The organism is Bremerella sp. P1, assembly GCF_028748185.1.
Taxonomy (GTDB): Bacteria; Planctomycetota; Planctomycetia; order Pirellulales; family Pirellulaceae; genus Bremerella.
The window spans coordinates 1,672,406-1,694,876 of record NZ_CP118164.1; the positions used below are offsets into that span (position 1 = coordinate 1,672,406).

Below are 22,471 nucleotides of genomic sequence, written 5' to 3' on the forward strand. Positions count from 1 at the left end.
TAGTTCATCCTGCGATCTTGGTGTTGTGGGGTTCCATGGCCGCGATCACTGCGATCTCGACCAACAGGGCGCGGATGTTATATCCACTATTTTTGAACTTCTCAGTCAATTCGTCCAGCTTTTCTGGCCCATAGGCAGCTACTGGCTGTTTGACGAAATGCTGAAAAGCTCGGCTGACGAAGGCCCGATGGGCGTCGTCACTTTCGGCCAGAAACTTGGCCAGCTCTTGTTCGTTTTGGAAGGTCACTTCGCGTCCGTCACGCGTGGTGTAGGTCCCCTGGGCGTTCACCTGGCGTTCTCGCTCGGTCTCGCGGAAACGACCGACCGCGTCGAATCGTTCCATCGTGAACCCCAGGCCATTGATTCGCGAGTGGCAAACCTGGCAGCTTTCAGGGCTGGTCTGCAGCGAGACACGTTCACGCGTGGTTAGGTCGGGATGCAAGTCCGGGCTGAGCGGCGTAAACGCGGCATTCGGCGGACGCAGCGTACGACCAAGCATGTAGCGAATGAGGAACACGCCACGATGAATGGGCGAAGTAGTATCGGTGTAAGCCAGGCCACTCATCAGGTAAGGATGCGTCAGCAGACCAAGTCGGTGCTCGCCACCGCCGGCTGTCTTTCGCATTTCGGCCGGACCAGGGCCGCGCGGCAGTTTGTCGGCCTCGGGATTGGTGGCCTCGGCAGGCTTCCACTGGTCGCCGTAGAACTGGGCCATGCGATCGGTGGTGTAAGCCCAGTCGGTGGTGAACAGTTCGCGGTAGTCGCTCTTCTCGCTCCAGACGATGTCGTCGAGGAAGTAGTCGAGCGAGGTCCGCATGTCGGCGATCAGTTCCGGCTTAAAGCCAGGGAAGCGGGCTTCGTCCTTGGTGATCTCGCCGAAGTGACCGATGTTGAGCCATTCGTGCAGCATCTCACGCGTCTTGCCGCGGGTACGGTAATCGTTGACCATCCGCCAGGCAGCTTCGCGGATTTGCTGTTCGTTTTGCAGCTGATCGCGTTCGATCTTGTCCAGCAACCACCGGTCGGACGGAATCGAATCGTAGAAGGTCAACGCCAGGCGGTTGGCCACCTTCTGCGAGAGCGAATCGGTCGCATCGGTTTGTGGATACAAGAACCGTGGCGACTTGAGCGTCATCAGCACGACACGACGAATGGCTTCGTTGTCGTCAGGGCACTGGGCCACCTGTTGATCGATGTAAAGCTGCTTCGTTTCGTCGGAAAGCTTCGTACGAAAAGCGGTCTCGACGAACTCGGTGAGGAACGCCTTCAGGCGAGCACGATTCTCTTCGGGAATCTTCTTGTTGCGTCGATCGTAATGAGGCCACAGCTCGTCAGCGGCGACAATACCAAACTCGATGGCAGCCGCAGTGGTCGAGTCGTCCCATTGTCGATCGACAGCGATCCCACGCTCGAAGCCGTAGCTGCGATCGTCTGGCGGAAGCTTCGTTTGCAGCGAGTACGTTGGCTCGACGGTAAACGGAATGATGTTCCGCTGCGGTATGAGCTGCTCGACGCCGTGCGGTGGAACCCACGAGAGCGAGATGCTGGCCGGCGGCTGCTCGGTCTTTCGCTTTCGCTGGATGTAATCGATCTTAAAGGGATAAGCACGACCTGCCGTCAGTCGAACGATCTCGCGGAATTCGGTTTTGTCACCGGACTGCACGTGGTTGTCGATCAGAGTACGACCGAGCTTACCGAAGTCCATGGTGAACGAAACGGTACTGCGGACGACGATTTCATAGTCGCCCGTTTCCTCGGCGAGGATACTGCCGTTCCAATGGATGTAGAAGTCTTCCTTCTTGATGCCTTCGCCGGGGCTTTCGCGACCGAAGTCAAAGTCGATCATCGGATCGACGCGTTCGATCTTTTTGTTCTCGTTCTTCCAACGCGAGCCAGCAAAGTAGATCCCTTTCACACCACGTTCTTCAGTGTAGCCAGGAGCGCCATGAAAGTGACTGTAAAGATCGGCCAGGCTCTGACGGAGTTGATTGCCGGTGAGACGCGCCAGCGTGATTTGCGGAGGACGATTTCGGATGCGGGCCGCTTCGCTATAGAACGCATAGTGCATGAATGCAGCGACCGCTTCGGCATCGGGACCGACACATGCTTCGGCGTCCCCTTCGGGCATGGTCTTAGTGATCTGGTGCGTCAGCTCGCCGAGGCTGGCATCGCCAACCAATGCCGCTTCGTAGGCACCGTCGACGCCTTCCCCTTTTTCGCCGTGGCAATCGGCGCACATCGAACTGTAGATCTTCCGCCCCTTTTCGCGCACAGCTTCCTCGTCGGCCCAAGACGTTTGGGCGAAACCAACAAGTGCCAACAGCGCAAGCGGCAGGGTGGTACGAACGAACTGAGGATGGAAGGTCATAGGCTCGTGGAGCGTGCTTTGCAGACTTGTAGGGATTACCCGTCCGACGTTCCTTGAGGGAACCAAACGTCGTTGTTCTACAATAGCTAGCAGGTGGGGGAGGAACGGGAGGCGGGATGTCACCTTCGGCAGGTCGACTATGTTGTTACATCGTCGCGATATGCCAAAGGGTTTTCCTGAAAACTTTCAGGTCGTTTTATTTTACACGAGAGTAGCGAGGCAAGTCCAATAGGAAAACCCTTTGATAGCCATAACTTGCGGCCAATACCTAGCTCCCCTGCCGGGTGGCAAGGTGCAGGTTTCGCTGGATATCATGCGGCCTGAGAGGCCTGAAAGCCGATCGACCTACTTTTTCTTCTTACCCTTCCCCTTTTTCGCGGGGCCTGGTGCGTATTTCGGATTCGGCTCGGTGGGGATCAACGCCCCGACACTTTCATGCCAGCGGAGCACGTCGGCCAGCAGTTCGTCCCGCTTCTCGGGGTTCGAAGCGGCCAGGTCATGGCGTTCGCCAATGTCCTTCCGCAGATCGTAGAGTTCGACGGCACCGTTTTCAGGCAGCTTCTCGGAGCCACCATCAAGCACCCACTCTTCGTGATAGAGATGCAGCTTCCAATGATCTTTGTTGATGACGGTCACCGGTCGCGAGCGAAAGCCGGTGCGAACATCGAGCGGACGTCCCCGCGTGACGGCCGTGTTCAGATAGCCTGGGAAATGCCAGAAGATCGCCGAACGCTCGAGCTGTCCTTTGCCAGTCAGCAGCGGCATCAGGCTTTCGCCGTCGAGGACTTTGTCCTTGGGGACCGAGATGCCAGCGGCGTCGAGAATGGTCGGATAGAGATCGACCTGAATGACCGGCACATCACACGTCCTGCCCGGCTTGATCTTGCCCGGCCAACGAATGATGAACGGCTCGCGAATGCCTCCTTCGTAGTAGCCTCCTTTGTTGCCTCGCAGCGGTTCCTGAAGCGACTGCGGCGTCGCGCCGTTGTCGCTGGTGAAGATGACCATCGTTTTGTCGGCCAGCTTCAACTCGTCGAGCTTCTTCAGCAAACGTCCAACGCTTTCATCCAGGTCGTACGTACAGGCCGCGTACATGACCGACTTGTGGTTTTCGCCTTTGGGCTTGGCTTCGAAGTGGCCGACCGTTTTCGGTTGTCCTTGCAGTGGCCCATGGATCGCATGATGCGGCAGGTAACAGAAGAAAGGACGATCGCGATTCTTCTCGATGAACGCACATGCTTTGTCGGTCAGGGTGAAGACGCCTTTGGGGTCGCTGGGTGGTCCTTTTTTATTGGTTTCGGTTCCTTCCTTTAGCTCGCCATCGCCGAACGAATCGTACGTTTCGTCGAAGCCTTGCTTGCTCGGGTTGGCTCCATCCTTGCCAGACAGGTGCCACTTGCCGAAGTGCCCCGTCGCATAGCCAGCATCTTTCAGGGCTTCGGCCAGTGTGTAGTTCTCGGGGTTGAGACCATCGCGGTTGGGAATGGGATTCAGCCGCATCTCATTTTTAGGACCGCGGTTGGTGCTATAGACGGCGTACAGATGATGCCGCGGGGTGTACTGCCCCGAAAGCATACAGGCCCGGCTCGGTGCGCAGTTGCCAGCACAGGCATAGCCAGCCGAGAACGCCATGCCCTGCTTCGCCAACGCATCGATGACAGGCGTTTCGTAGAAGTCGCTTCCCTGGTAGCCAACGTCCTTCCAGCCCATGTCATCGGCGTAGATCAGCACGAAGTTGGGACGGTCGTCCGCAAACGCCTGGGAAAGGACCGCGAAGGAAAACAGCAAGGCGATAAGCGTGGGGCGAAGCATGGCAATCTCAACGAAAAGGGCCGACAAGTCATGTCTGACTACGTCGGCCCAGTATAGTTGATCAGGCGTACGATTGCACGCAAGGTCGCGTTATTCGCCGCGAGGACCTTGTTGCCGACGTCGCTGTTGAGGCTGCGAGCTCTTGATCGGCTTATCGCTTACTTCGATGTCCTTACCTTGCAGAATCTTCTGCAAAAACGCCTCGACGCGCTCGTTGACTTCCTGACCAGCGAAGCCATGACCAGCCCCTTCTACCGGCACGAAGGTCGAGTCGACGCCTGCCTTGGTCAGCGTCTCGTGGAAGTCGACCGACTGCTGAAACGGCACGGTGCCATCTTTCGTCCCATGCAGGATCAAGATCGGAGCGTCCCCTTCCGAAACATGGAACTGAGGAGAAGCCGACTTGGCGACGTCGACGTTCTCTTTCGCCGTGCCACCCAGCAGCTTGCTCTCCGGCGAGTCGGGGCTGTTGTGGCGTTCAAACCCAGGACCATCGCCCATCGTCAGCATGTTGGCCGGGCCGAAGAAATCGATCACGCCAGCGACCTTCAGCGATTGATCGGCGTGGGGTCCCAGCTTGCCGTCCAGCTCAGGTACGTCGGCCGAGACACCGAGCATCGCCACGAGATGACCGCCTGCGGAACTTCCCCAGACGACGATCTTATCGGGGTCCCAGTTGTACTTTTCGGCATTGGCTTTGACCCAGCGGAGACCGGCCTGGCAATCGTGAATCTGCGTCGGCCAGCTGGCCACGTCGGTCAAGCGATATCCGATCGAGACCGCGGCATAGTCGCCGCTACGCACCAGGGGAATGGCACGACTCAGGTATGGCCCATGGGTTCCGCCTTGCCAGCCGCCCCCGTGAATCAACACGATCACCGGCAGTGGCTTGTCGGTCGAACGCTTCTCCGGCACGGCGATGTCCAGCTTCTGCCGATTGATCTTCTCGTCGCCGTAAGGAATGTCACGCGTGATCTCGATGCCTTCTACGTTGTTGCCTAGCTGCGGTCGCTGACCTTGACGCTGTCGTTGCATTTGAGCCCGTCGCTTTTCAAAGGTCTCGAATTCTTCCTTGGTAACGCTCCCGTCCGAATCACTATCGAGTCGGCCGAACAGCTGCTGAGCACGCTCAGGCAATTCGTCCTTTTCAATCTTGCCATCGCTGTTGCGATCGAGCCGATCGAAGGATGGTGCCTGGGCGAAGATCGGCCCGACGAGAAAGAGACAACCAAGAACAGAAAGTAACCGCGCTGAGCATTTCATAGCCAGACCCTCTGAAGATCATGCCAAGTTGCGAAAAGGAAAGGTTCATCCGTTAAACCCCCAGAGGCAACGTAAAGTTTCGCAATTGGGTGGAAATTAGTCTCAGAAGGCGATTGGCATCTATCCATCTAGCGAGCCACACAAGACTTATCTTAGTACAGACCGACCCAACAATGGACAGTGGGCACACAGTACGCAAATATCATCTTCCCAGGCCTGGAAGGCCGATCGAATGTAGCCAGGGGCGTGAGCCCCTGGAATCAGTTGGCTGCAATAAAGAAAGCCCTGGAAGGGCGACCGAAGCTTCCTATCATGCTTTTCGGCCGCCCTTCCAGGGCTATAGACTCGAACTGTTTATTCCACAACCAAGGGCTCACGCCCCTGGCTACATTCGGCCGGGCCTCCGGCCCTTAAGACTAGTGAACTTGGTTGGTCACTTCATCTTGGACATCGTGGTCGCTGCAATCGGCCGGTTCCTGGCAGCGTTCCTCTTCGGGAATGCGGCTGCATGATGGCGATGGATTGCTGCACGCGTCGCAGATCGGATTGCCGACCGAGTCTTTGAACTTGTTCAGCCCGCCGCAGCTTCCCTTGATTTCGCGATTGCTGAGGATCACACCGATCGCCATCCCGGTCAACACAATGGCGAACACGCCGATGGTAATGAGCAACATGTAAAGCATGGCGAATGTCCTCTAATTCAATTGGTACTGCTGCCAGGCAGTGGTAGCTTTTGTCTCGACGGTGCCATCCTCTTTCCGCATCTGGAAGAAAACGGCCATTTCGTGCTCTTGTGCGAAATTATATCCTTCGACCGGCCCCAAGACCAAAAAAGCGGTCGCATAGCCGTCGGCCAGCATGCAGTTTTCAAACAGGACACTGACCGATGCCAGGTCGTGCTCGACCGGTCTGCCGGTCTTGGGATTGATCGTATGCGAGTAACGCTGGCCTTCGTGCTTGAAGAAATTGCGGTAGTCGCCTGAGGTCGCGAGCGCCTTGTCTCGCAGGCCGACAATCAGATCATACTTCCGGACATCGTCCGCTGGCGTTTCGATTCCAATCAGCCATGGCTCGCCAGTAGGCTTCAGGCCGGTCGCGCGGACTTCGCCACCGATCTCGACCATGAAATCGGTGAAGCCTTCCCGCTGGATCAACTCGAAGACAACGTCAACGCCATACCCTTTCGCGATCGCGGACAAGTCGACGTAGACGTTGTCTTGGGCTTTGCGAAGTGCTGGCGGATCGACCTGGACCTCTACCTGCTGGTAACCGACTAGCTTGCTGGCCTGATCGATCTCGTCGTCAGTCGGAAACTCTTTTCGCTTCTTATCGGGACCAAACCGCCATAGGTTCACGGCCGGCCCAACAGTCACGTCGAACGCTCCGTCGGTGGCGTGACTGATCTGCTGAGCTGCCAGAACGACTTCGATCAGTTGGCTCGAAACGGGGAACCACTCACCGGCCGGGGACTTGTTGAATCGAGAGAGTTCTGAATCGGGATCGTAGGTCGACATCTGACGATTGACCTCAGCCAAAAGCTCGTCGACCTTTTCCTGGAGCTTGAGCAACCGCTGGGGACCTTCAGGTAAGGTGACCACGCGAATGTGATACGTGGTCCCCATCGTCTGACCTTCAATGGTCGCGACCGGGTCTGGCGGGGCAGCTTGTTGGCATCCAAGGAAAACGGCCAGCCATAAGAGGCTGGCCGTACTGTAGCTTTGCATGATCTTCGCGAGCCGGATCGACTCGCCGCTTTGGGCTTAGCCGCCGAAGTCGTCGAAGCGGATGTTTTCTGGTTCGACGCCCAGATCGTCCAGCATCTTAAAGACGGCCTGGTTCATCATTGGCGGACCACACATGTAGTATTCGATGTCTTCGGGAGCCGGGTGATCCTTCAGGTAGTTTTCCAACAGCACCTGGTGAATGAATCCCTGGTACCCGGTCCAGTTGTCTTCCGGCAGCGGATCGGACAACGCGATGTTGAACTTGAAGTTGGGGAACTGCTCTTCGATCTCGCGGAACTCTTCCACGTAGAACAATTCGCGAAGACTACGACCACCGTACCAGTAGGTCACCTTGCGGCCGGTCTTGATGTTCTTGAACAGCTCGAAGATATGGCTACGCAGCGGAGCCATACCGGCACCACCACCGATGTAGACCATTTCGGCGTCGCTATCGTTGATGAAGAACTCACCGTAAGGACCGCTGATGGTCACCTTGTCGCCAGGCTTGCAGTTAAAGATGTAACTGGAAACCTTACCCGGAGGCGTGCCTTCAGGAGCACGCGGCGGAGGCGAAGCAACACGGACGTTGAGCATGATGATGCCCTTTTCGCCCGGGTAGTTGGCCATCGAGTAAGCACGGATGACCGGCTCGTCGACCTTGCTGGTGTAACGCCAGAGGTTGAACTTGTCCCAGTCTTCGTGGTATTCCTCTTCAATGTCGAAGTCTTTGTAATTCAGTTCGTGCGGAGGAACTTCGATCTGGATATAACCACCGGCCTTGAAGGGAACGGATTCGCCTTCAGGAATCTTCAGCTTGAATTCTTTAATGAACGTGGCGACGTTGCGATTCGAGATGACTTCGCATTCCCACTTCTTGGTTTCCAGGGCTTCGTGCGGGACTTCGATTTCCATGTCCTGCTTCACAGCCACCTGGCAGGAAAGACGATAGCCTTCGCGTGCCTGACGCTTGTTGATGTGCGATCGCTCGGTTGGCAGAATGTCGCCGCCACCGCTCTTCACGCGGACAATACATTGGGCACACGTACCACCGCCACCGCAGGCCGAGGAGACGAACACGCCCTGGTCGGCAAGTGCGTTAAGCAGTTTGCCGCCAGCCGGGACACAGATGTCCTTGGTGTGTTCGTTGATGTCGATCTGAACATCGCCGGACGGCACCAAAGCCTTCTTGGCCAAGAGAATGATGACCACCAGGAGCAAAACCACCCCTGTGAACATGCTCACGCCGAGAACAATTGCCATGACTAACTTCTTCCTGATACCAGGATTTTGCTAAGTAAATTCGATGCGACAGTTACCGGGCAGCTCTTACTGAATCATACCGCCGAACGACATGAAGGCCATTGCCATCAGACCGGCGGTGATGAACGTGATCCCCAGGCCTTTCAGGCCATCTGGCACGTCGCTGTATTTCAGCTTTTCACGAATACCAGCCAAAGCGGCGATGGCCAATGCCCAACCGAAACCGGCCGACAAACCATAAACCACGCTTTGACCGAAGTTGTAATTACGTTCGACCATGAACAGCGAACCACCGAGGATGGCACAGTTCACGGTAATCAGCGGCAGGAAGATACCCAGGGCCGCGTACAGGGCAGGCACGTAACGATCGAGCGTCATTTCCAGGATCTGCACGATCGCCGCGATCACGCCGATGTAGCTGATCAGACCAAGAAAGCTCAGGTCCATATCGCCCAGGCTAGGACTGATCCAAGCCATCGCACCCTTCTTGAGGAAGAAGGAGTACAGCAACTGGTTGGCAGGAATGGTGATTCCCATGACCGCAATCACGGCCAACCCCAAACCAAGGGCCGTCTTCACGTTCTTAGAAACAGCCAGGAACGTACACATTCCCAGGAAGAACGAGAGGGCTAGGTTTTCGCTGAAGATTGCCTTGAGGGCAATGGTCAAATAGCTTTCCATGTTTTAACCCTCCGACTCGACTTGATCTGGATTAAACGTCCGAACGACCCAAATGATGAAGCCGATCAGGAAGAACGCACTGGGTGGCAGCAGCATCAAGCCGTTGCCGACATAGGCGTCCGGCATGACTTCGATACCAAACAGCTTGCCACTACCAAACAGTTCGCGGAAAAAACCGACGATCAGCAGGATCATCGAGTAACCCAAACCATTACCAATACCGTCGAGGAAACTGATCCCCGGCTTGTGCTTCATGGCAAATGCTTCGGCACGCCCCATCACGATACAGTTGGTGATGATCAGGCCGACGAACACCGACATCTGCTTACTGATGTCATAGGCGAACGCTTTGAGCAACTGATCGACCACGATCACCAGCGACGCAATGATCGTCATCTGGACGATAATACGAATGCTACTGGGGATGAACTTACGAATCAGGCTCACACCCAAGTTCGAGCAAGCGGTCACCGCGATGACGGCGATACACATCACGAACGATGTTTCCAGCTTGGAAGTCACGGCCAACGCGGAACAGATCCCCAGGACCTGCAAAGCGATCGGATTGTTATGCACGACGGGGTCGAGCAAAACGTCCTTAGGAGACTGCGAATCAGCCATTGGACTTCTCCTTCGTTTTCAGACTTTCGAGATACGGTCCGAAGCCTTGCTCGCCTAGCCAGAAGCGGACAAAGTTGTTCACACCCTTGGTGGTGATCGTCGCGCCAGAAAGACCGTCGACTTGCGATTCACCCATGCCGATACCTTTGACGACTTCGATCAGGACCTTGCCTTCGTCGTTGCGGACTTCTTTGCCAGGCCACTTGTCTTTCCAGACCTGGTTATCGACTTCACCACCCAAGCCTGGCGTTTCGCCATGCTGGTAGAAGGTGATTCCCTTGGCAGTGTCCAGGTCGGACTCGAGGGCCAAAAAGCCGTACATCGTCGACCACAGTCCCTTGCCGTAGATCGGAAGCACGACGCCCGTTAGGGCACCATCTTCTGACTTCACCAGGTAGACATCGGCGAACTTTTCGGTTCGGGGAATGCCTGTCAGACCATCAACCTCGCGGTTCAGCTTGGGGTTGTCCCGAGCTTCAGCAGGATTGTAGGTGGCAGGATCGGACACGCCAGCTTCTTTCAGTTCTTCGTCGGAAGCGACTTCGCCTGTTTCCAGGTTGATGATCTGCTTCTCGATCTTCTCGAACTTGGCCGTAATCTGCTCGGTGCTATCACCTTTCTCGAGGAGTCCGGCGGCAGCGAGCACATTTCGTTGTTTATCGAGTTCCGCATTGGCCTGTTGAATGCTCTTCAGGCCAACGGCTGTTCCACTCACGATGACGGAGCAGACCACGCATAAAACTGCGGCAACCAAAATGGTTCCGGCAACACTATCACGTCGCATAGCGGGCCTTTCTCCGTTTGATGTTAGCTTGCAGAACAAAGTAGTCGATCAGCGGCGCCATGACGTTGCCGAACAAGATCGCCAACATGATCCCTTCCGGGAAGGCCGGGCTGACACCACGAATCAGAATGGTGACAACACCAATCAGGATGCCGTAAACCCATTTGCCGGTGCGGGTCATTGCTGCGGAGACAGGGTCGGTCGCCATGAAGACCGTACCGAAGGCAAAGCCACCCACGACCAGGTGCCACCAAGGAGCCATGCCGTACAGGACGTCATCGCTGACCAGGTAGAAGACGCCTGAGAGGCCCATCGCACCGATCAAGCAGCCAAGCATGATTCGCCACGAACCAATGCCCGTGCAAATCAGGAAGGCCGCACCGAGCAAACAAGCGAGCACCGAAGTTTCGCCCATCGAACCCTGCATCACACCCAAGAAGGCCTGATTCCAGGTAACCCCGTGGCCGTCGACTTGCTGCATGGCCTGCTCCATCGTCGTGCCATCGGCAGCCGAAGCAACAATACCCAGCGTCGTGGCTCCACTGAAACCGTCCGGCGAAACAGCCGACCAGATTTTATCACCGGTCAGGTCAGTCGCGTACGAGAAGTACAGGAACGCACGAGCGGTCAGAGCCGGGTTCAGGAAGTTCTTACCGGTACCACCGAAGACTTCTTTACCAACCAGCACGCCGAAACCAATACCTGCGGCAACCTGCCACAGTGGAATGGTCGGAGGCAGAATCAGCGGAAAGAGCATCCCGGTGACCAGGAAGCCTTCGTTGATCTCGTGCTTCCGCACGATGCTGAAGATCAATTCGATCGTACCACCGACGGTCATCGTGACGATGTACACCGGCAGGAAGAAGATCGCCCCCAGCACCATGTTCGCGATCCAGCTAGACGGATCGTGACTGAGCCCGGTCATCTGAAAGATCGACTCGTGCCAGTCAGCCGTTGGCGAAGCACCATTGGCGATCTGGAAGTTGGCCTGGTACCCCGTGTTCCACAATGCCATGTAGATACATGGGAGCAGGGAGAGAACGACGAAGATCATCGTTCGCTTCAGGTCCAACCCGTCGCGCACATGGGTCAAACCCTTGGCACGATCTGGTGGCGTGTACAAAAACGTATCCGCCGCTTCGTACAGCGGATAGAGTCGTTCCAACTTTCCTCCTTCGAGGAACATTGGTTCGACCTTATCGAGCATTCCGCGTATAAATTTCATGGCTATCCTTCGGCTTCAATGCGGGTCAGGTTCTTCCGCAGAATGGTACCGAAATCGTGTTTCCCGGTGTCCACAAACGTACACAGGGCGATATCTTCTTCTTCCAATTCCAAGCAGCCCAACGCCTGAGCGGAATCGGTGTCTTCGACAATAAGTGACTTGAGCAGCGCCGTTGGTTCGATGTCCAGCGGCATGACCGTCTCGTAAGCTTCGATCGGCACGATCGCACGGTGGCTACCGTTGGCCGTGGTCGTCATGTTCAGCTCGCCAGGCGAGAGGAACGAAGCAAACACCGACTTCACCGAGAACTTCTTGAAGCCCGGTGCGAGCCAACCGAACATCTCGCGTTCGAGCCCTTCTGCCAGGACCGATACCTGGGTGTGGTAGCGGCCGAGGTAAGCTTCGACGCCTGCGGACTCGTAACCGCAAAGCACGGAGCCCGAAATCTTTCGCATCGTGCCTTCGTTGAGCTGATCTTTGGTCAGGTCTTCGATGCTCGAACCCATGGGAGCCTTGATCAGACGCGGCTCTTTGACGCCGGGACCAGCCAGCGAGATCACGCGACGGGTATCGAGTTCGCCGGTACGGAACAAATTACCGATGGCGATCACGTCTTGGTAACCGAGGTACCACACGACGCGGCCAGGACCGACCGGATCGAGGAAGTGAATGTGCGTTCCCGCCAAACCAGCAGGATGCTTGCCGTCGAATTCGACCGCGTTGACAAATTGCAGGTCGCTGCCTGGGAGTGCGGCTCCCGGAGCCTGGCAGACGTGGACCTTACCTTCGGTCAAGTTGCTGATCGCTTCCAGACCGGCGATGAATTCGATCTCACTGCCCTTGATGATCGGGGCCGGATCAGCAGCCAAGGGGCTGGTATCAATCGCCGTGACAAAGATCGACCGTGGGGAAGTCCCCAAGGCAGGAACCTTGCCGAAAGGTCGCGTGCGGAAGGCGGTCCATAAGCCGGACTTCACCAGGTTGGCTTCGACCTTTTCGCGATCGAGACCGACCAGGTTGCCTTCGCTGAACGATTCAAAGGCGACTTTATCGTCCCCTTCGACTTCGATCACGACCGACAGAAACTTACGCTTGGCACCGCGGTTAACTTCAACCACTTTGCCAGCCGCCGGTGAGGTGTAGAGCACCCCAGGCGTCTTTTTGTCTTCAAACAGGGGCTGTCCGAGTTGGACGGTATCCCCTTCGGCAACCAACATCGTCGGCTTCATGCCGATGTAATCGCGACCGATCAACGCAACTTTACGGACGTCTGCGATTTCTTCTACCGACTGTTTCGGCTTGCCTGCGATGGGCAGATTCAAGCCTTTGCTAATCGTGATCCGCTGTGGCATCTTGGGCCTCACTCCCGCTTGGGAGGCTATGGTTCAACACACTTGCCAGGAGGGCTTTGTGAAAACTATCACAATGTCAGTGTCGAATGTCCCCCGCGTGACGTTATTGTGGGAAAAAATCTCGGAGTGACTGGGTGCGTGCTCTGCGTTAGTGTCCGAGTGAAAGATGGTCGCAACCAAGAGGTAAGCATGCCTGCGTCGATGCGGCGTTGCCTGCCCGGGTAATCTTTCCAGAACAATCAGTGCATGGTGGGGTAACCAGCTCGACAACAGAAATGATAATGCCTTGAGTTCGCGCAGCAAGGGGAGATTCGACCACTTAAAATGACCTGCGGGAACTCCGCATTCTCAAGCCGAACCAGCTCACTGGATGTTTCAACCGCACGAACTGACTTGTGGAAAACTGACTTCCATTGGAAAGCCCTAAGGGAATCGGTCCGGCTACCAACTGCCAGACCCCAGACAGCGTGCAACCAATCGCGACCCAACTGAGCCTCCAACTCAATTGATTTTGCCCAGCTTTCCCCCAGAGGGCGGCAGAAAAAAAATCGATCCAGCCCCAAAAAAATAATCGGACGGCTAACCAAGATGCGGCGCGATTCGCCCATCGTGTAGTGCTGATGCCACCAAGACCCGCGAGGCCCCGCACTGGGAAAGCGTCTCGACATCCTCAGGCCAGCTCATTCCGCCCCCACCCAGCAGTTCGACCTCTGGCAGCTCCTTCTTGAGCGCCTGCATGAGCGATTTCGTCTGACTCCCCTTCCCTTCACCGACCGCCGCCAGATCGAGCAGGATCATCGACTTCACACCCATCTCAGCCGCTCGTCGTGCAACTTGCTCTGGGCTCATCGCTGCGAAGTCTTCGCCAGCGGACAGCAGCTCTCCCGCTTTCATGTCCAGGCTAAAGACGAGTCGCTCAGGCGAGATCTGTGTGAGTAACTCCTCGAGCGCACCCCAACTTTCCAGCGACTCCAGTCCCACAATCCAGCGATAGGGACGCCAATCGCGAAGGGCTTCCTGGCATGCTTCCCACTGCCGCACACTGCCAATGCCGGCATCAAGCCAGACCTTCAGCCCCTGTACGGCGATCGCTTCCAGCGCGGCGACATCCATTTGCCCTTCAACGATCGCGTTCAGATCGGCAACATAACAGTCCTGAAATCCGAACATCGAGACATAGACATGAGCAATACTGCCAGGCCGCGAATCGTCGGTGTAACGGGATTCGACCGGCTGATATTCATCACGACGCCCGGCAATGCCACGCACGACCTGACCAAACCGCAGGTCAATCACCGGCAGAATGGCGTCATACCAGGCAGGTCGATCAGAATGTGAAGTCAAGCGACTTCTCCGAGTACAAAGGCATGTGGCGATAATAGACTTCCAAGATCATCGCCGAGAGACACGTTACGTACAATCGCCCCCCTACCCGTGCATGCTTGTCGTCGAAGTACCAGCTGCCAGTCGTGTAGCCTTTGCGCGACTGCGTCTTGATCAGGTAGGCCTTGAGCTCGTCGTTCCAGCCTTCCCACTGAGGACCACCATAGTGACACAGCACGTTGGTGGCGTAGTAGTTGTAGTACATATCCGTCTTCGAGGGTCCTTCGTCCGATAGAAAGTCAACCCCCTTATGCATCCGTGGATCTTCCCGCGGCCAACCCAGATACATGCGGCTCAGCAGCCCGATCGACGTGGGCGAAAGCATCTTCCCCGGATGTTGATAACCATAGTAGGCACCATCGGCCTGCTGCACGCGATCCAACCAGAACTCGGCCATCCCGATCGTCGAACTGTCGACCTTGATATCGCCCAGCAGCGCGCTCTTGAGCGCCATCAGCTGCCAGCCGAACACACTGATGTCGCCTGGCTGCTTGGGTTGGTAACGCCAGCCACCTTGATCGTGCTGGGCATATTCGATGAAGCGAACCGCCTCGGTGGCTTCAGTCCGCAGAGCCGGGTCACCAGTCATTGCGTACGCTTCGCACAGCGCCAGCGTGGCCAGCCCGTGACCGTATATCGATCCATCTTGCAGGTCACCACCGTTAGGACCAATGACCATATTGGCCCGCAGAAAGTAGAGCCCCTGCTCGATCTGATCTCGATAGGGGTTTTCGTTCATGTGCGTATAGCCCTTGCCCAGAAACGGCAGCAGGGCCAGCCCGGTCGCGCCGGTTCGTGTGAGCGGTTCGCCTGGGTTAGGGCTTAACTTGCCGACCTCGACCTCGTGATGGTTGAAGCTCCACGAGCCATCCGGCAACTGATGGGCGGCGATCCAGCGCAGCGCACGCTCGACGGCGTCTTCCGTTGCCGGTGATCCGCCCCGTGCGGAAAGCAACTCTTTCTGGAGCTCACCATTTCGCCCTTGAAAGCCGCCTCCGTTCTTCGAGGGGACTGCCATCTGCCAAGGCAGGTTCTTCTGCAAGGCATTGGTCGTCTCCAAGGTTGCGGCCTGACTGTTGTCGGCGAACTGACTGGGAAGCGGCTCGGTCAGCTTCGTTAGCTCACCGGCTGCGGCCGAGTCGGTTTGCAGCTCTTGCTGCATGGTGTCTTGAGCCTGGCTGATTTCGATTGGTGTCACCGTCTGGATGATCGATAGATCCTCAGGCAGCTGCTCGTACGGCAACAAGGTGATCTCGCCGGAGTTACCACCTGGCCCCGTCGGAGCGACCCACAACGCCAGGATGATCAGCAGAATGAAATGAACCGCCGCACTGGCAAAGAAGCTGATGCCTCCTTTGACGCGATCCATCGAAAGCAAGACCAACTTACGAAAGCGAAACCGCACGCGCGTATCGGGAGCCGCCGCCCCCTGATGGGACGCGATGTCATGATTCGCGCTGGAAGTATTGGCTTGCAAGCGACTTGGCTAACCTGGAAGGTGATCCGGAGAAACGGAAAACTATAGGTCAGAAACCCTTCCCGATTGCGCAACAAAAAACCTCGCGGGGAATCGCATGTCCGCCGCGAGGTTTTAAGAGTTGGATTGAATCGATCGTAGCGATTACAGCGGGAAGTCTTCTTCCGAGGCGTTCGCTTTGTAGATCGGCAAGTGGCGGTAGTAAACCTCCAGAGTCAGCAGCGACAGCGAGGTGTTGTACAAACGACCACCCCGTTCGGTGTGCGGTCCATTGAAGTGCCAGCTACCGGCTTCAGGCTGACCTTGAGGAACCTGCTGCTTGATGAGAAATTCTCGCATCTTCTCATTCCAGGTTTCCCAGTCAGAACCTCCATACTGACGCATGACCTGCGTCGCGTAGTAGTTGTAGTACATGTCGGAGTTGCCACCCAGACTTGGACCACGTTTACCCAAATCGGCCACGCCTTGCTGCAGGGCTGGGTTCTCTTTCTTCCAGCCGGTGTACATGCGGCACAGCAGCCCCACCGCATTCATCGAAGGCTTGCTGCCGGCATCGGCATAACCGTAAGCGGCACCATTCTTGGTCTGGACCGAATCGAGGAACTTGATCGCCCCAGCGATGGTGTTCTTACGAACGCTCAGGTAGCCCATGTGACCACTCTTGAGGCCCATCAACTGCCAACCCACAACCGAAGTATCCCCTGGCTGTCGTGGCTGGTATCGCCAACCACCACCAACCGGGTCTTGGGCGGCCTGAATGTAATTGATGGAGTACTGAGCAGGACCCAGCAGATTCTTATCCTGCGTCATGGCGTACGCTTCGCAGACAGCGATGGTCGCCAGGCCGTGCGAATACATGTTGCCTTCTTGCTCGCGGAAGCTGCCTGTGTCGCCACGAACTTCCATCAGCTTGATCAAAGAACCAAGGCCCGCTTCGACCTGCTTCTTGTACTTACCTTCTTTATGCGTGATGCCGGAACCAAGGAACGGCAACAAGGCCATGGCGGTCGCAGCACGAGGCGAATCGCCGAACGATCCCCAGTCCTTACTGCCAGGCTTCTTGGCACCGCGGCGATGATCGAAGCTCCAGGTACCGTCTTGCAATTGATGCTCGGCAATCCACTGGATACCCCAAACCACGGCCTGTTCGCTGGCCCCAGTACCACCATTTTCACGCAGCATCTGAGTACGCGTGGCCTGACCGCGACCGGAAGTCGCATTGCCATCGACGCCTGCCACTTCGCTCATGATGTCCGAGAATGGCATCGTCTCTTCGGCGAAGTCACTCAGCTCGACCATCTGCGTGGCGGCCATCTCTTCCTGAAATTCCGAGACGACGATCTCGTCGCTCAAGATGGCTTCTTCCGGCTGCTCTGGTGGATCATCGAATTCGAGCGTCTGTTCGTCGATCGGCTCGAACTCTTCCATGACCAGTTCTTCAATCTCTTCCGCGTCGGCGGAATCGTTGATGGTCAGAGTGCGCTTATCCTTCTTCACTGGCGGCATAAAGATCGTCAGCAAAATAAGGAAGAAGACCAGATGGACAACCAAACTGATCAGCCACGAGGGAACCGCCGTAAACAACATGAAGCGCGAGGCGAACTTTGGCTTCTGTTCTTCGTGTTCTTCTTCGTGCGATTCTTGATCAGCGTCAACTTGAGCCATTTCAATTCTCCGTGGAATTCATCGCTTCACGCTAGAAGCGGAGACCAACAACTCATTACATGGTCACGCTTTACGCGACACATGGATCCCGGCCATCAAGGAAAGAAAAGGGCCTTGATTGGGGCCGAACCCAGTTCACCGATGGGGCGGCAAAATGGAAGAGATTCTTCACTAAGAGCATTCTACGGTGAAGGAACTCCCGTAACACCCCCCAACAAGGGCAGTGACTACCTTGTCAGCAATGTTGCATGGATGAGTTTACTCGTTCTCTGTGTTATTCGCATCGATAACAGCCGATTATTGCGGATCGATACACGGAAAGGAACGAATTTGACCTCAATATGTACTCTTGGATGTCATGATTTCACGACTTTTTCCGTAGGGGGCCGGAAACTGGCACGAACTTCCCTGCCAGTCGCTGCTGAGCCCTTCCCAGGATCGAGGTCGTTTGCTAAAAACTAAGGTTTCGACAAATCAATCTGGTGACCGTAAACAGGTAATTGGTCCAAGCCATGGCCAAGAAGAATAAGAAAGCTGAAACTGTATTTCTCGTTTGCGAAGAAACGGGCGACTACAACTACTCGCTCCGCCGCAAGCCTGGTGGCGAAAAGCTTCGCCTGAAGAAGTACTGCCCTCGTCTGCGTAAGCACACGATGCACAACGAAAAGAAGAAATAAGCTCGCTGGCCACTGGCCTGCTTGAAAGCTATTTCTACCCAGCAAGCCGGACTCCAAGGGGTCCGGCTTATTGCATGCGCGGACCTCACCCAGCCACCGCAACCGCCTAAACCTTGGACTTGGGGCTGGAAATTGCTGGCTTACTCTCGATAATTTGGGCTTTGACCCAACTCTTTTCTCGACCGATGGAGCGATCCCCGATTCATGGATGCGACCTGGCGAATTCTTCCGCACGACATGGCCATCGTTCGTAACCTAGAACGAGCCGCTAGCATTCCCCCGGTAGTTGCCCAGCTATTGGTTTGCCGCGGTATTCGCGATGTGGATGCGGCCCGCGAGTTCCTCGACGCCAAGCTCTCGGGCCTGCGAGATCCGGAACTCTTGCCGGGCGTCAAAGAAGCCGCGGCGGCAATTCATGCCGCGGCCCACGCCGACAAGAAGATCACCATCTATGGCGACTACGACGCTGACGGGATCACCTCGACCGCGATTCTGTACCGCTGCTTGAAGCTGATGGGAGCTTCCGTTTCATACTACGTCCCTCATCGCATCGACGAAGGGTACGGCCTGAACAACGAAGCCTTAGACAAGCTGGCCGAGCGCGAGACCGACCTGGTTATCACGGTTGACTGCGGCATCGCCAGCGTGGCCGAAGCCAAGCATGCCAAGCACTTGGGTCTGGAGCTGATCGTCACCGACCACCACGAGATGGGCGACGAACTACCCGATGCGTCGGTCCTGGTTCACCCCCGCCTGCCTGGAACGAACTATCCCTTTGGTGGCCTGTGCGGAGCCGGCGTCGCGTTGAAGCTTGCCTGGGCACTGTGCCAACTGGAATGCGATTCCAAGCGAGTGACCGATCGCTACAAGAACTACTTACTGTCCGCCGTGGGACTGGCCTCGATCGGAACCGTCGCCGACGTCGTTCCCCTGACCGACGAAAACCGGCTGTTGGTTCGTCATGGCCTGAACTGCCTGCGCGAATTCCCCGTGCCTGGCGTTAGCGCCCTGGCGAAGATTACCGGACTGAGCGATAAGCCGAGCCTGGCTAGCGACGACATTGGTTTCACGCTGGCCCCACGCCTGAACGCCGCCGGACGTCTCGGCCAAGCTCAGCTTGCGATCGAACTACTGACGACCGATTCCAACGAACGCGCGGCCGCACTGGCCGACTATCTGCATCAGCTTAACGACAGTCGCTCGAGCCTGGAGCGAAGTGTTCAGCTGGCCGCCTCGAAGCAAATCAAAGACGAGTTCGATCCGGAGAACGATCCGGCGCTGGTTCTCGCCGGTCACGGCTGGCACCCAGGCATCATCGGCATCGTCGCCGGTCGACTTTCCGACAAGTACAACCGCCCGGTAGTGATGATCGCGCTAGACGAAGCTGGCGTCAAACCAGGCGTCGGTTCCTGCCGTTCGGCGAACGGCTTGAATCTTCACGAGGCCCTCCAGGCCTGCGACCACTTACTCCTGGGACACGGTGGCCACGCCGCGGCAGCTGGCCTGCAAATCGATGAAGCTCAGATCGAGAACTTCCGCCACGAGTTCTGCGAGTACGCCGCCGCGAACGTCACCGACGAAGACCGCGTCGCCGAACTGGTCATCGACGCCGAGGCCCCCTTCACGCAGCTGACCCGACAGATCGTCGAGCAGATCGACCAGCTTGGCCCGTTCGGTCAGAGCAACCCGCGTCCCTTGATGTGTGCCACCGGAGCCAAGCTGGCAGCCCCACCGAGAAAGATCGGCGGCGGCGAACGCCACTTGGCTATTCAGCTCGAACATCACGGCGTCAAAATCCGAGGCGTCGCCTTCGGCCGAGGCGAATGGGCCGACGAGTTGGAAGCCACCGAAGGGCCTCTCGATATCGCCTATCACCCGGTCATTAACACCTTCCGCGGCCGTAGTAACGTGGAGCTGCAACTGGTTGCCTGGAAGCCGACCGAGTCGAAAATCCCGGTGAATCAGTCAGGTTGACCGAACCTTCAGCCGGTGTTTAAAATCCTAATCTTCAACGGGCCTTCATGACATCGACATAGAAGTCCCATCCACCATCGGGGTGTGGCTCAGCCTGGTAGAGCGCTGCGTTCGGGACGCAGAGGTCGCACGTTCAAATCGTGTCACCCCGACTTGTAAAGCCTTGCAAATCAACGACTTGCGAGGCTTTACTTTTGGCCATTTCTGGCAAGCGCCGGCTCGATTGGCAAGACCACTTTTCAAAAAGCGCGACCAAGTTCGTGTGCCCCTAGACGAACGTCAAGTCACGGACGGTCATCGGTCTAGCGTTCAATTGAGTCGAGTGAGGTTGGTGACAAACTCGCCTCGCTTGGGAGTGGAGGAAGGTTTTCTTCTTGGGCTCCGTTGTTGTCTTCTCTTGTGTCCATGACTGGAACGTCAATGACTTCGCCTGGCAGGTAAGGCGTTTCGAGGCAGCGGATGTCTTTATAGGTCAGCCCTGAGCTCGTTAACAGGTAGCCACCGCCGAGTGCCTGGTAGGCTTTGACGATTGCGGAGAGTTGCTGCTGCTTGGTTTCGATCATATCGACTCGTGCTTCGAGCAGATCACGCTGCGAGAACAACACATCGACGTACTCGGAACGTGCGTTTTGAAACAAGTTCGTCGCGACGTCAACCGACTCCTCCAAGGCCGCAACCTGGCTCTTCTTGAGTTCAACACTCTTGCCATAGTTGTTTGCCTTGCTGACCTGATTCACGACTTCTGTGTAGGCGATTAAGACAGTGCGTTGGTAGTCGTATACCGCTTGGATCTGTCTTGCGTTGGCACTGCGGTACTCTGCTTGAATGGCTTTCTTGTTGATCAGAGGAGCAACAAGCTCGCCGGCCGTGCTGGCAATGAGTGCTCCTGGATCAAACAGGTAACGCGGGTTGAAAGCTTCGTAACCAATGTTGGCCCGGATATCGAAGCTTGGGAAGAACTGAGCTCTTGCCACGAGGACATCAAGACCAGAAGCGGCCAATTCGCGTTCCGCAGCGCGGATGTCGCGTCGGTTTTGCAGCAATTCAGCCGGGATTCCTACGCCGAGCATTCGAGAGTCGAGTTGGATGAATTCCCATGCGCCACGCTGCACCGGTTGGGGATAGCGGCCCAAGAGAAAGTTGATTTTGTTCTCGGCTTCGATGATGTCCTGCTGCACGATCAAGCGTTGGCTTTCGTTCTTGCGAACTTCCGCCACGAAACGCTGGACCGCCAACTCGGTACCTCGAGCCGCCTCCTTCTGTGCTTTGGCAACTTCGATACTCTGTTTCTGAATTTCGATCGTCTGATTGAGATAGACAAGCCGTTGGTCGTACGCGGCCAACTCGTAGTAGTTTTCTGCTATCTCGGCAACCAAGCGAGTCACGTAGTAGTCTCGGACCTCGACTGCTTCGGCGTAACGCTGTGCGGCAGCATCTCGGGCATTGCGAAGTTCTCGCCAGATGTCGACTCGCCAGAACAGATTCGCGGATAGACGCACATTGGGCAAGGGATCGGAGAACTCGCCACCTGTGGGAGTGAAGAGTTGATCCTCGGCGGCACCAAGCGGCGTCCACTTACTGGTTCGTTCAAATCCACCGTCAGCACTGACACTGACAAAGGGGAGATAGGCACCGCGACGAGCCGTGATCTCATTCAGTGCAAGTTGCACCTCTTGGTTCCGAATCTTCAGCTCCTGGTTGGAAGCCAAGCCCTCGGCGATCAACTGCGCCAAGTCTGGATCATTGAAGAAGTCGTACACGCCGACCTGGGCGACATTCACCGAGTTCGACTCGACGCCAAAATCCCCAGGCACGTAAGGATTGGGATCAACGCAGCAATATTCAGGGATCCCACATCCTGCGACCGGCAGCAGTGCAAAACAAGCAAGTAGCGCTGCAACACTCAAACGGTTAAACCCGAGTTGTGCCCCATGCGCGTAAGCGGAGTACGGTCTCATCAGTGAGCCTTTGTGGCATCATGCCAATTCGCATTCTCAAATAGGAAAGTGTGGGGTTCGTGTCAATTGATCTTAGCCGCAGTACGAGCAATCGCAGGCCCGCTGTACCGAGTGTGGATCCTCAAGGAATCGACATGAGTCGTGCATAGATACAACCAACACAGTTCGTATCGGCGGTATATCTAACACAAACCAGATATTCAACTTCCTCTGCACCTAATCACTGCCAAGTTACCCAGCTTTTCAC

Annotated in this window: 17 protein-coding genes and 1 tRNA gene; 3 read left to right on the plus strand and 15 right to left on the minus strand. The window is 56.4% G+C overall.

Annotated elements, in window-relative coordinates; translation table 11 throughout:
* Nucleotides 1-4: 4 nt before the first annotated feature.
* From PSR63_RS06950 to PSR63_RS07015, 14 genes are all read right to left on the minus strand, one after another.
* Nucleotides 5-2,368 carry a DUF1592 domain-containing protein gene (locus PSR63_RS06950; protein WP_274331907.1) on the minus strand — a complete coding sequence of 788 codons (2,364 nt, stop codon included), beginning with the start codon at nt 2,366-2,368 and terminating at the stop codon, nt 5-7.
* 345 nt (nt 2,369-2,713) lie between these two features.
* Complete coding sequence (locus PSR63_RS06955) at nt 2,714-4,180, minus strand: sulfatase (protein WP_274331908.1); 1,467 nt, start codon at nt 4,178-4,180, stop codon at nt 2,714-2,716.
* A 90-nt stretch (nt 4,181-4,270) separates the two neighbouring features.
* Complete coding sequence (locus PSR63_RS06960) at nt 4,271-5,443, minus strand: alpha/beta fold hydrolase (protein ID WP_274331910.1); 1,173 nt, start codon at nt 5,441-5,443, stop codon at nt 4,271-4,273.
* A gap of 416 nt (nt 5,444-5,859) precedes the next feature.
* A complete protein-coding gene (locus PSR63_RS06965) occupies nt 5,860-6,126 on the minus strand; it encodes a hypothetical protein (RefSeq protein ID WP_274331912.1) in 267 nt (88 codons plus the stop codon).
* A 12-nt stretch (nt 6,127-6,138) separates the two neighbouring features.
* Complete coding sequence (locus tag PSR63_RS06970) at nt 6,139-7,167, minus strand: FAD:protein FMN transferase (RefSeq protein ID WP_274331913.1); 1,029 nt, start codon at nt 7,165-7,167, stop codon at nt 6,139-6,141.
* 36 nt (nt 7,168-7,203) lie between these two features.
* Entirely contained in the window at nt 7,204-8,427 is a 1,224-nt protein-coding gene (nqrF, locus tag PSR63_RS06975; protein ID WP_274331915.1) for an NADH:ubiquinone reductase (Na(+)-transporting) subunit F, read from the minus strand.
* A gap of 66 nt (nt 8,428-8,493) precedes the next feature.
* Nucleotides 8,494-9,108, minus strand: a complete 615-nt coding sequence (gene nqrE / locus PSR63_RS06980; protein ID WP_274331916.1) for an NADH:ubiquinone reductase (Na(+)-transporting) subunit E — start codon at nt 9,106-9,108, stop codon at nt 8,494-8,496.
* Nucleotides 9,109-9,111: 3 nt separating this feature from the next.
* Nucleotides 9,112-9,729: an NADH:ubiquinone reductase (Na(+)-transporting) subunit D gene (locus tag PSR63_RS06985; protein ID WP_274331917.1), complete on the minus strand. Its 618-nt coding sequence runs from the start codon at nt 9,727-9,729 to the stop codon at nt 9,112-9,114.
* Nucleotides 9,722-10,513, minus strand: coding sequence for a Na(+)-translocating NADH-quinone reductase subunit C (locus PSR63_RS06990; RefSeq protein ID WP_274331918.1), 792 nt, complete (start codon nt 10,511-10,513; stop codon nt 9,722-9,724). Before PSR63_RS06990 ends, PSR63_RS06985 begins: the two co-directional genes overlap by 8 nt.
* Entirely contained in the window at nt 10,503-11,738 is a 1,236-nt protein-coding gene (locus tag PSR63_RS06995) for an NADH:ubiquinone reductase (Na(+)-transporting) subunit B (protein ID WP_274331920.1), read from the minus strand. The genes PSR63_RS06990 and PSR63_RS06995 overlap by 11 nt, the downstream gene beginning before the upstream one ends.
* A 2-nt stretch (nt 11,739-11,740) precedes the next feature.
* The gene (locus tag PSR63_RS07000; RefSeq protein ID WP_274331922.1) at nt 11,741-13,090 is read right to left on the minus strand and encodes a Na(+)-translocating NADH-quinone reductase subunit A; all 1,350 of its coding nucleotides are present in this window, start codon (nt 13,088-13,090) and stop codon (nt 11,741-11,743) included.
* A gap of 579 nt (nt 13,091-13,669) precedes the next feature.
* Complete coding sequence (locus PSR63_RS07005; RefSeq protein ID WP_274331924.1) at nt 13,670-14,434, minus strand: HisA/HisF-related TIM barrel protein; 765 nt, start codon at nt 14,432-14,434, stop codon at nt 13,670-13,672.
* Nucleotides 14,418-15,950 carry a prenyltransferase/squalene oxidase repeat-containing protein gene (locus PSR63_RS07010; RefSeq protein ID WP_274331925.1) on the minus strand — a complete coding sequence of 511 codons (1,533 nt, stop codon included), beginning with the start codon at nt 15,948-15,950 and terminating at the stop codon, nt 14,418-14,420. The genes PSR63_RS07005 and PSR63_RS07010 overlap by 17 nt, the downstream gene beginning before the upstream one ends.
* Before the next feature lie 144 nt (nt 15,951-16,094).
* Nucleotides 16,095-17,615 carry a prenyltransferase/squalene oxidase repeat-containing protein gene (locus PSR63_RS07015; protein WP_274331927.1) on the minus strand — a complete coding sequence of 507 codons (1,521 nt, stop codon included), beginning with the start codon at nt 17,613-17,615 and terminating at the stop codon, nt 16,095-16,097.
* Nucleotides 17,616-18,127: 512 nt separating this feature from the next.
* On the opposite strand from PSR63_RS07015, the gene rpmG reads away from it, so the two are divergent.
* The 3 genes from rpmG (at nt 18,128) to PSR63_RS07030 (ending at nt 20,418) form a co-directional block, all read left to right on the plus strand.
* Nucleotides 18,128-18,292, plus strand: coding sequence for a 50S ribosomal protein L33 (gene rpmG / locus PSR63_RS07020; protein WP_274331929.1), 165 nt, complete (start codon nt 18,128-18,130; stop codon nt 18,290-18,292).
* A gap of 204 nt (nt 18,293-18,496) precedes the next feature.
* Nucleotides 18,497-20,266, plus strand: a complete 1,770-nt coding sequence (gene recJ, locus PSR63_RS07025; protein ID WP_274331931.1) for a single-stranded-DNA-specific exonuclease RecJ — start codon at nt 18,497-18,499, stop codon at nt 20,264-20,266.
* A gap of 78 nt (nt 20,267-20,344) precedes the next feature.
* A tRNA-Pro gene (locus PSR63_RS07030) sits at nt 20,345-20,418 on the plus strand.
* 150 nt (nt 20,419-20,568) lie between these two features.
* Here PSR63_RS07030 and PSR63_RS07035 read toward each other — a convergent pair.
* Nucleotides 20,569-22,224, minus strand: a complete 1,656-nt coding sequence (locus tag PSR63_RS07035; RefSeq protein ID WP_274331933.1) for an efflux transporter outer membrane subunit — start codon at nt 22,222-22,224, stop codon at nt 20,569-20,571.
* Nucleotides 22,225-22,471 lie beyond the last annotated feature (247 nt).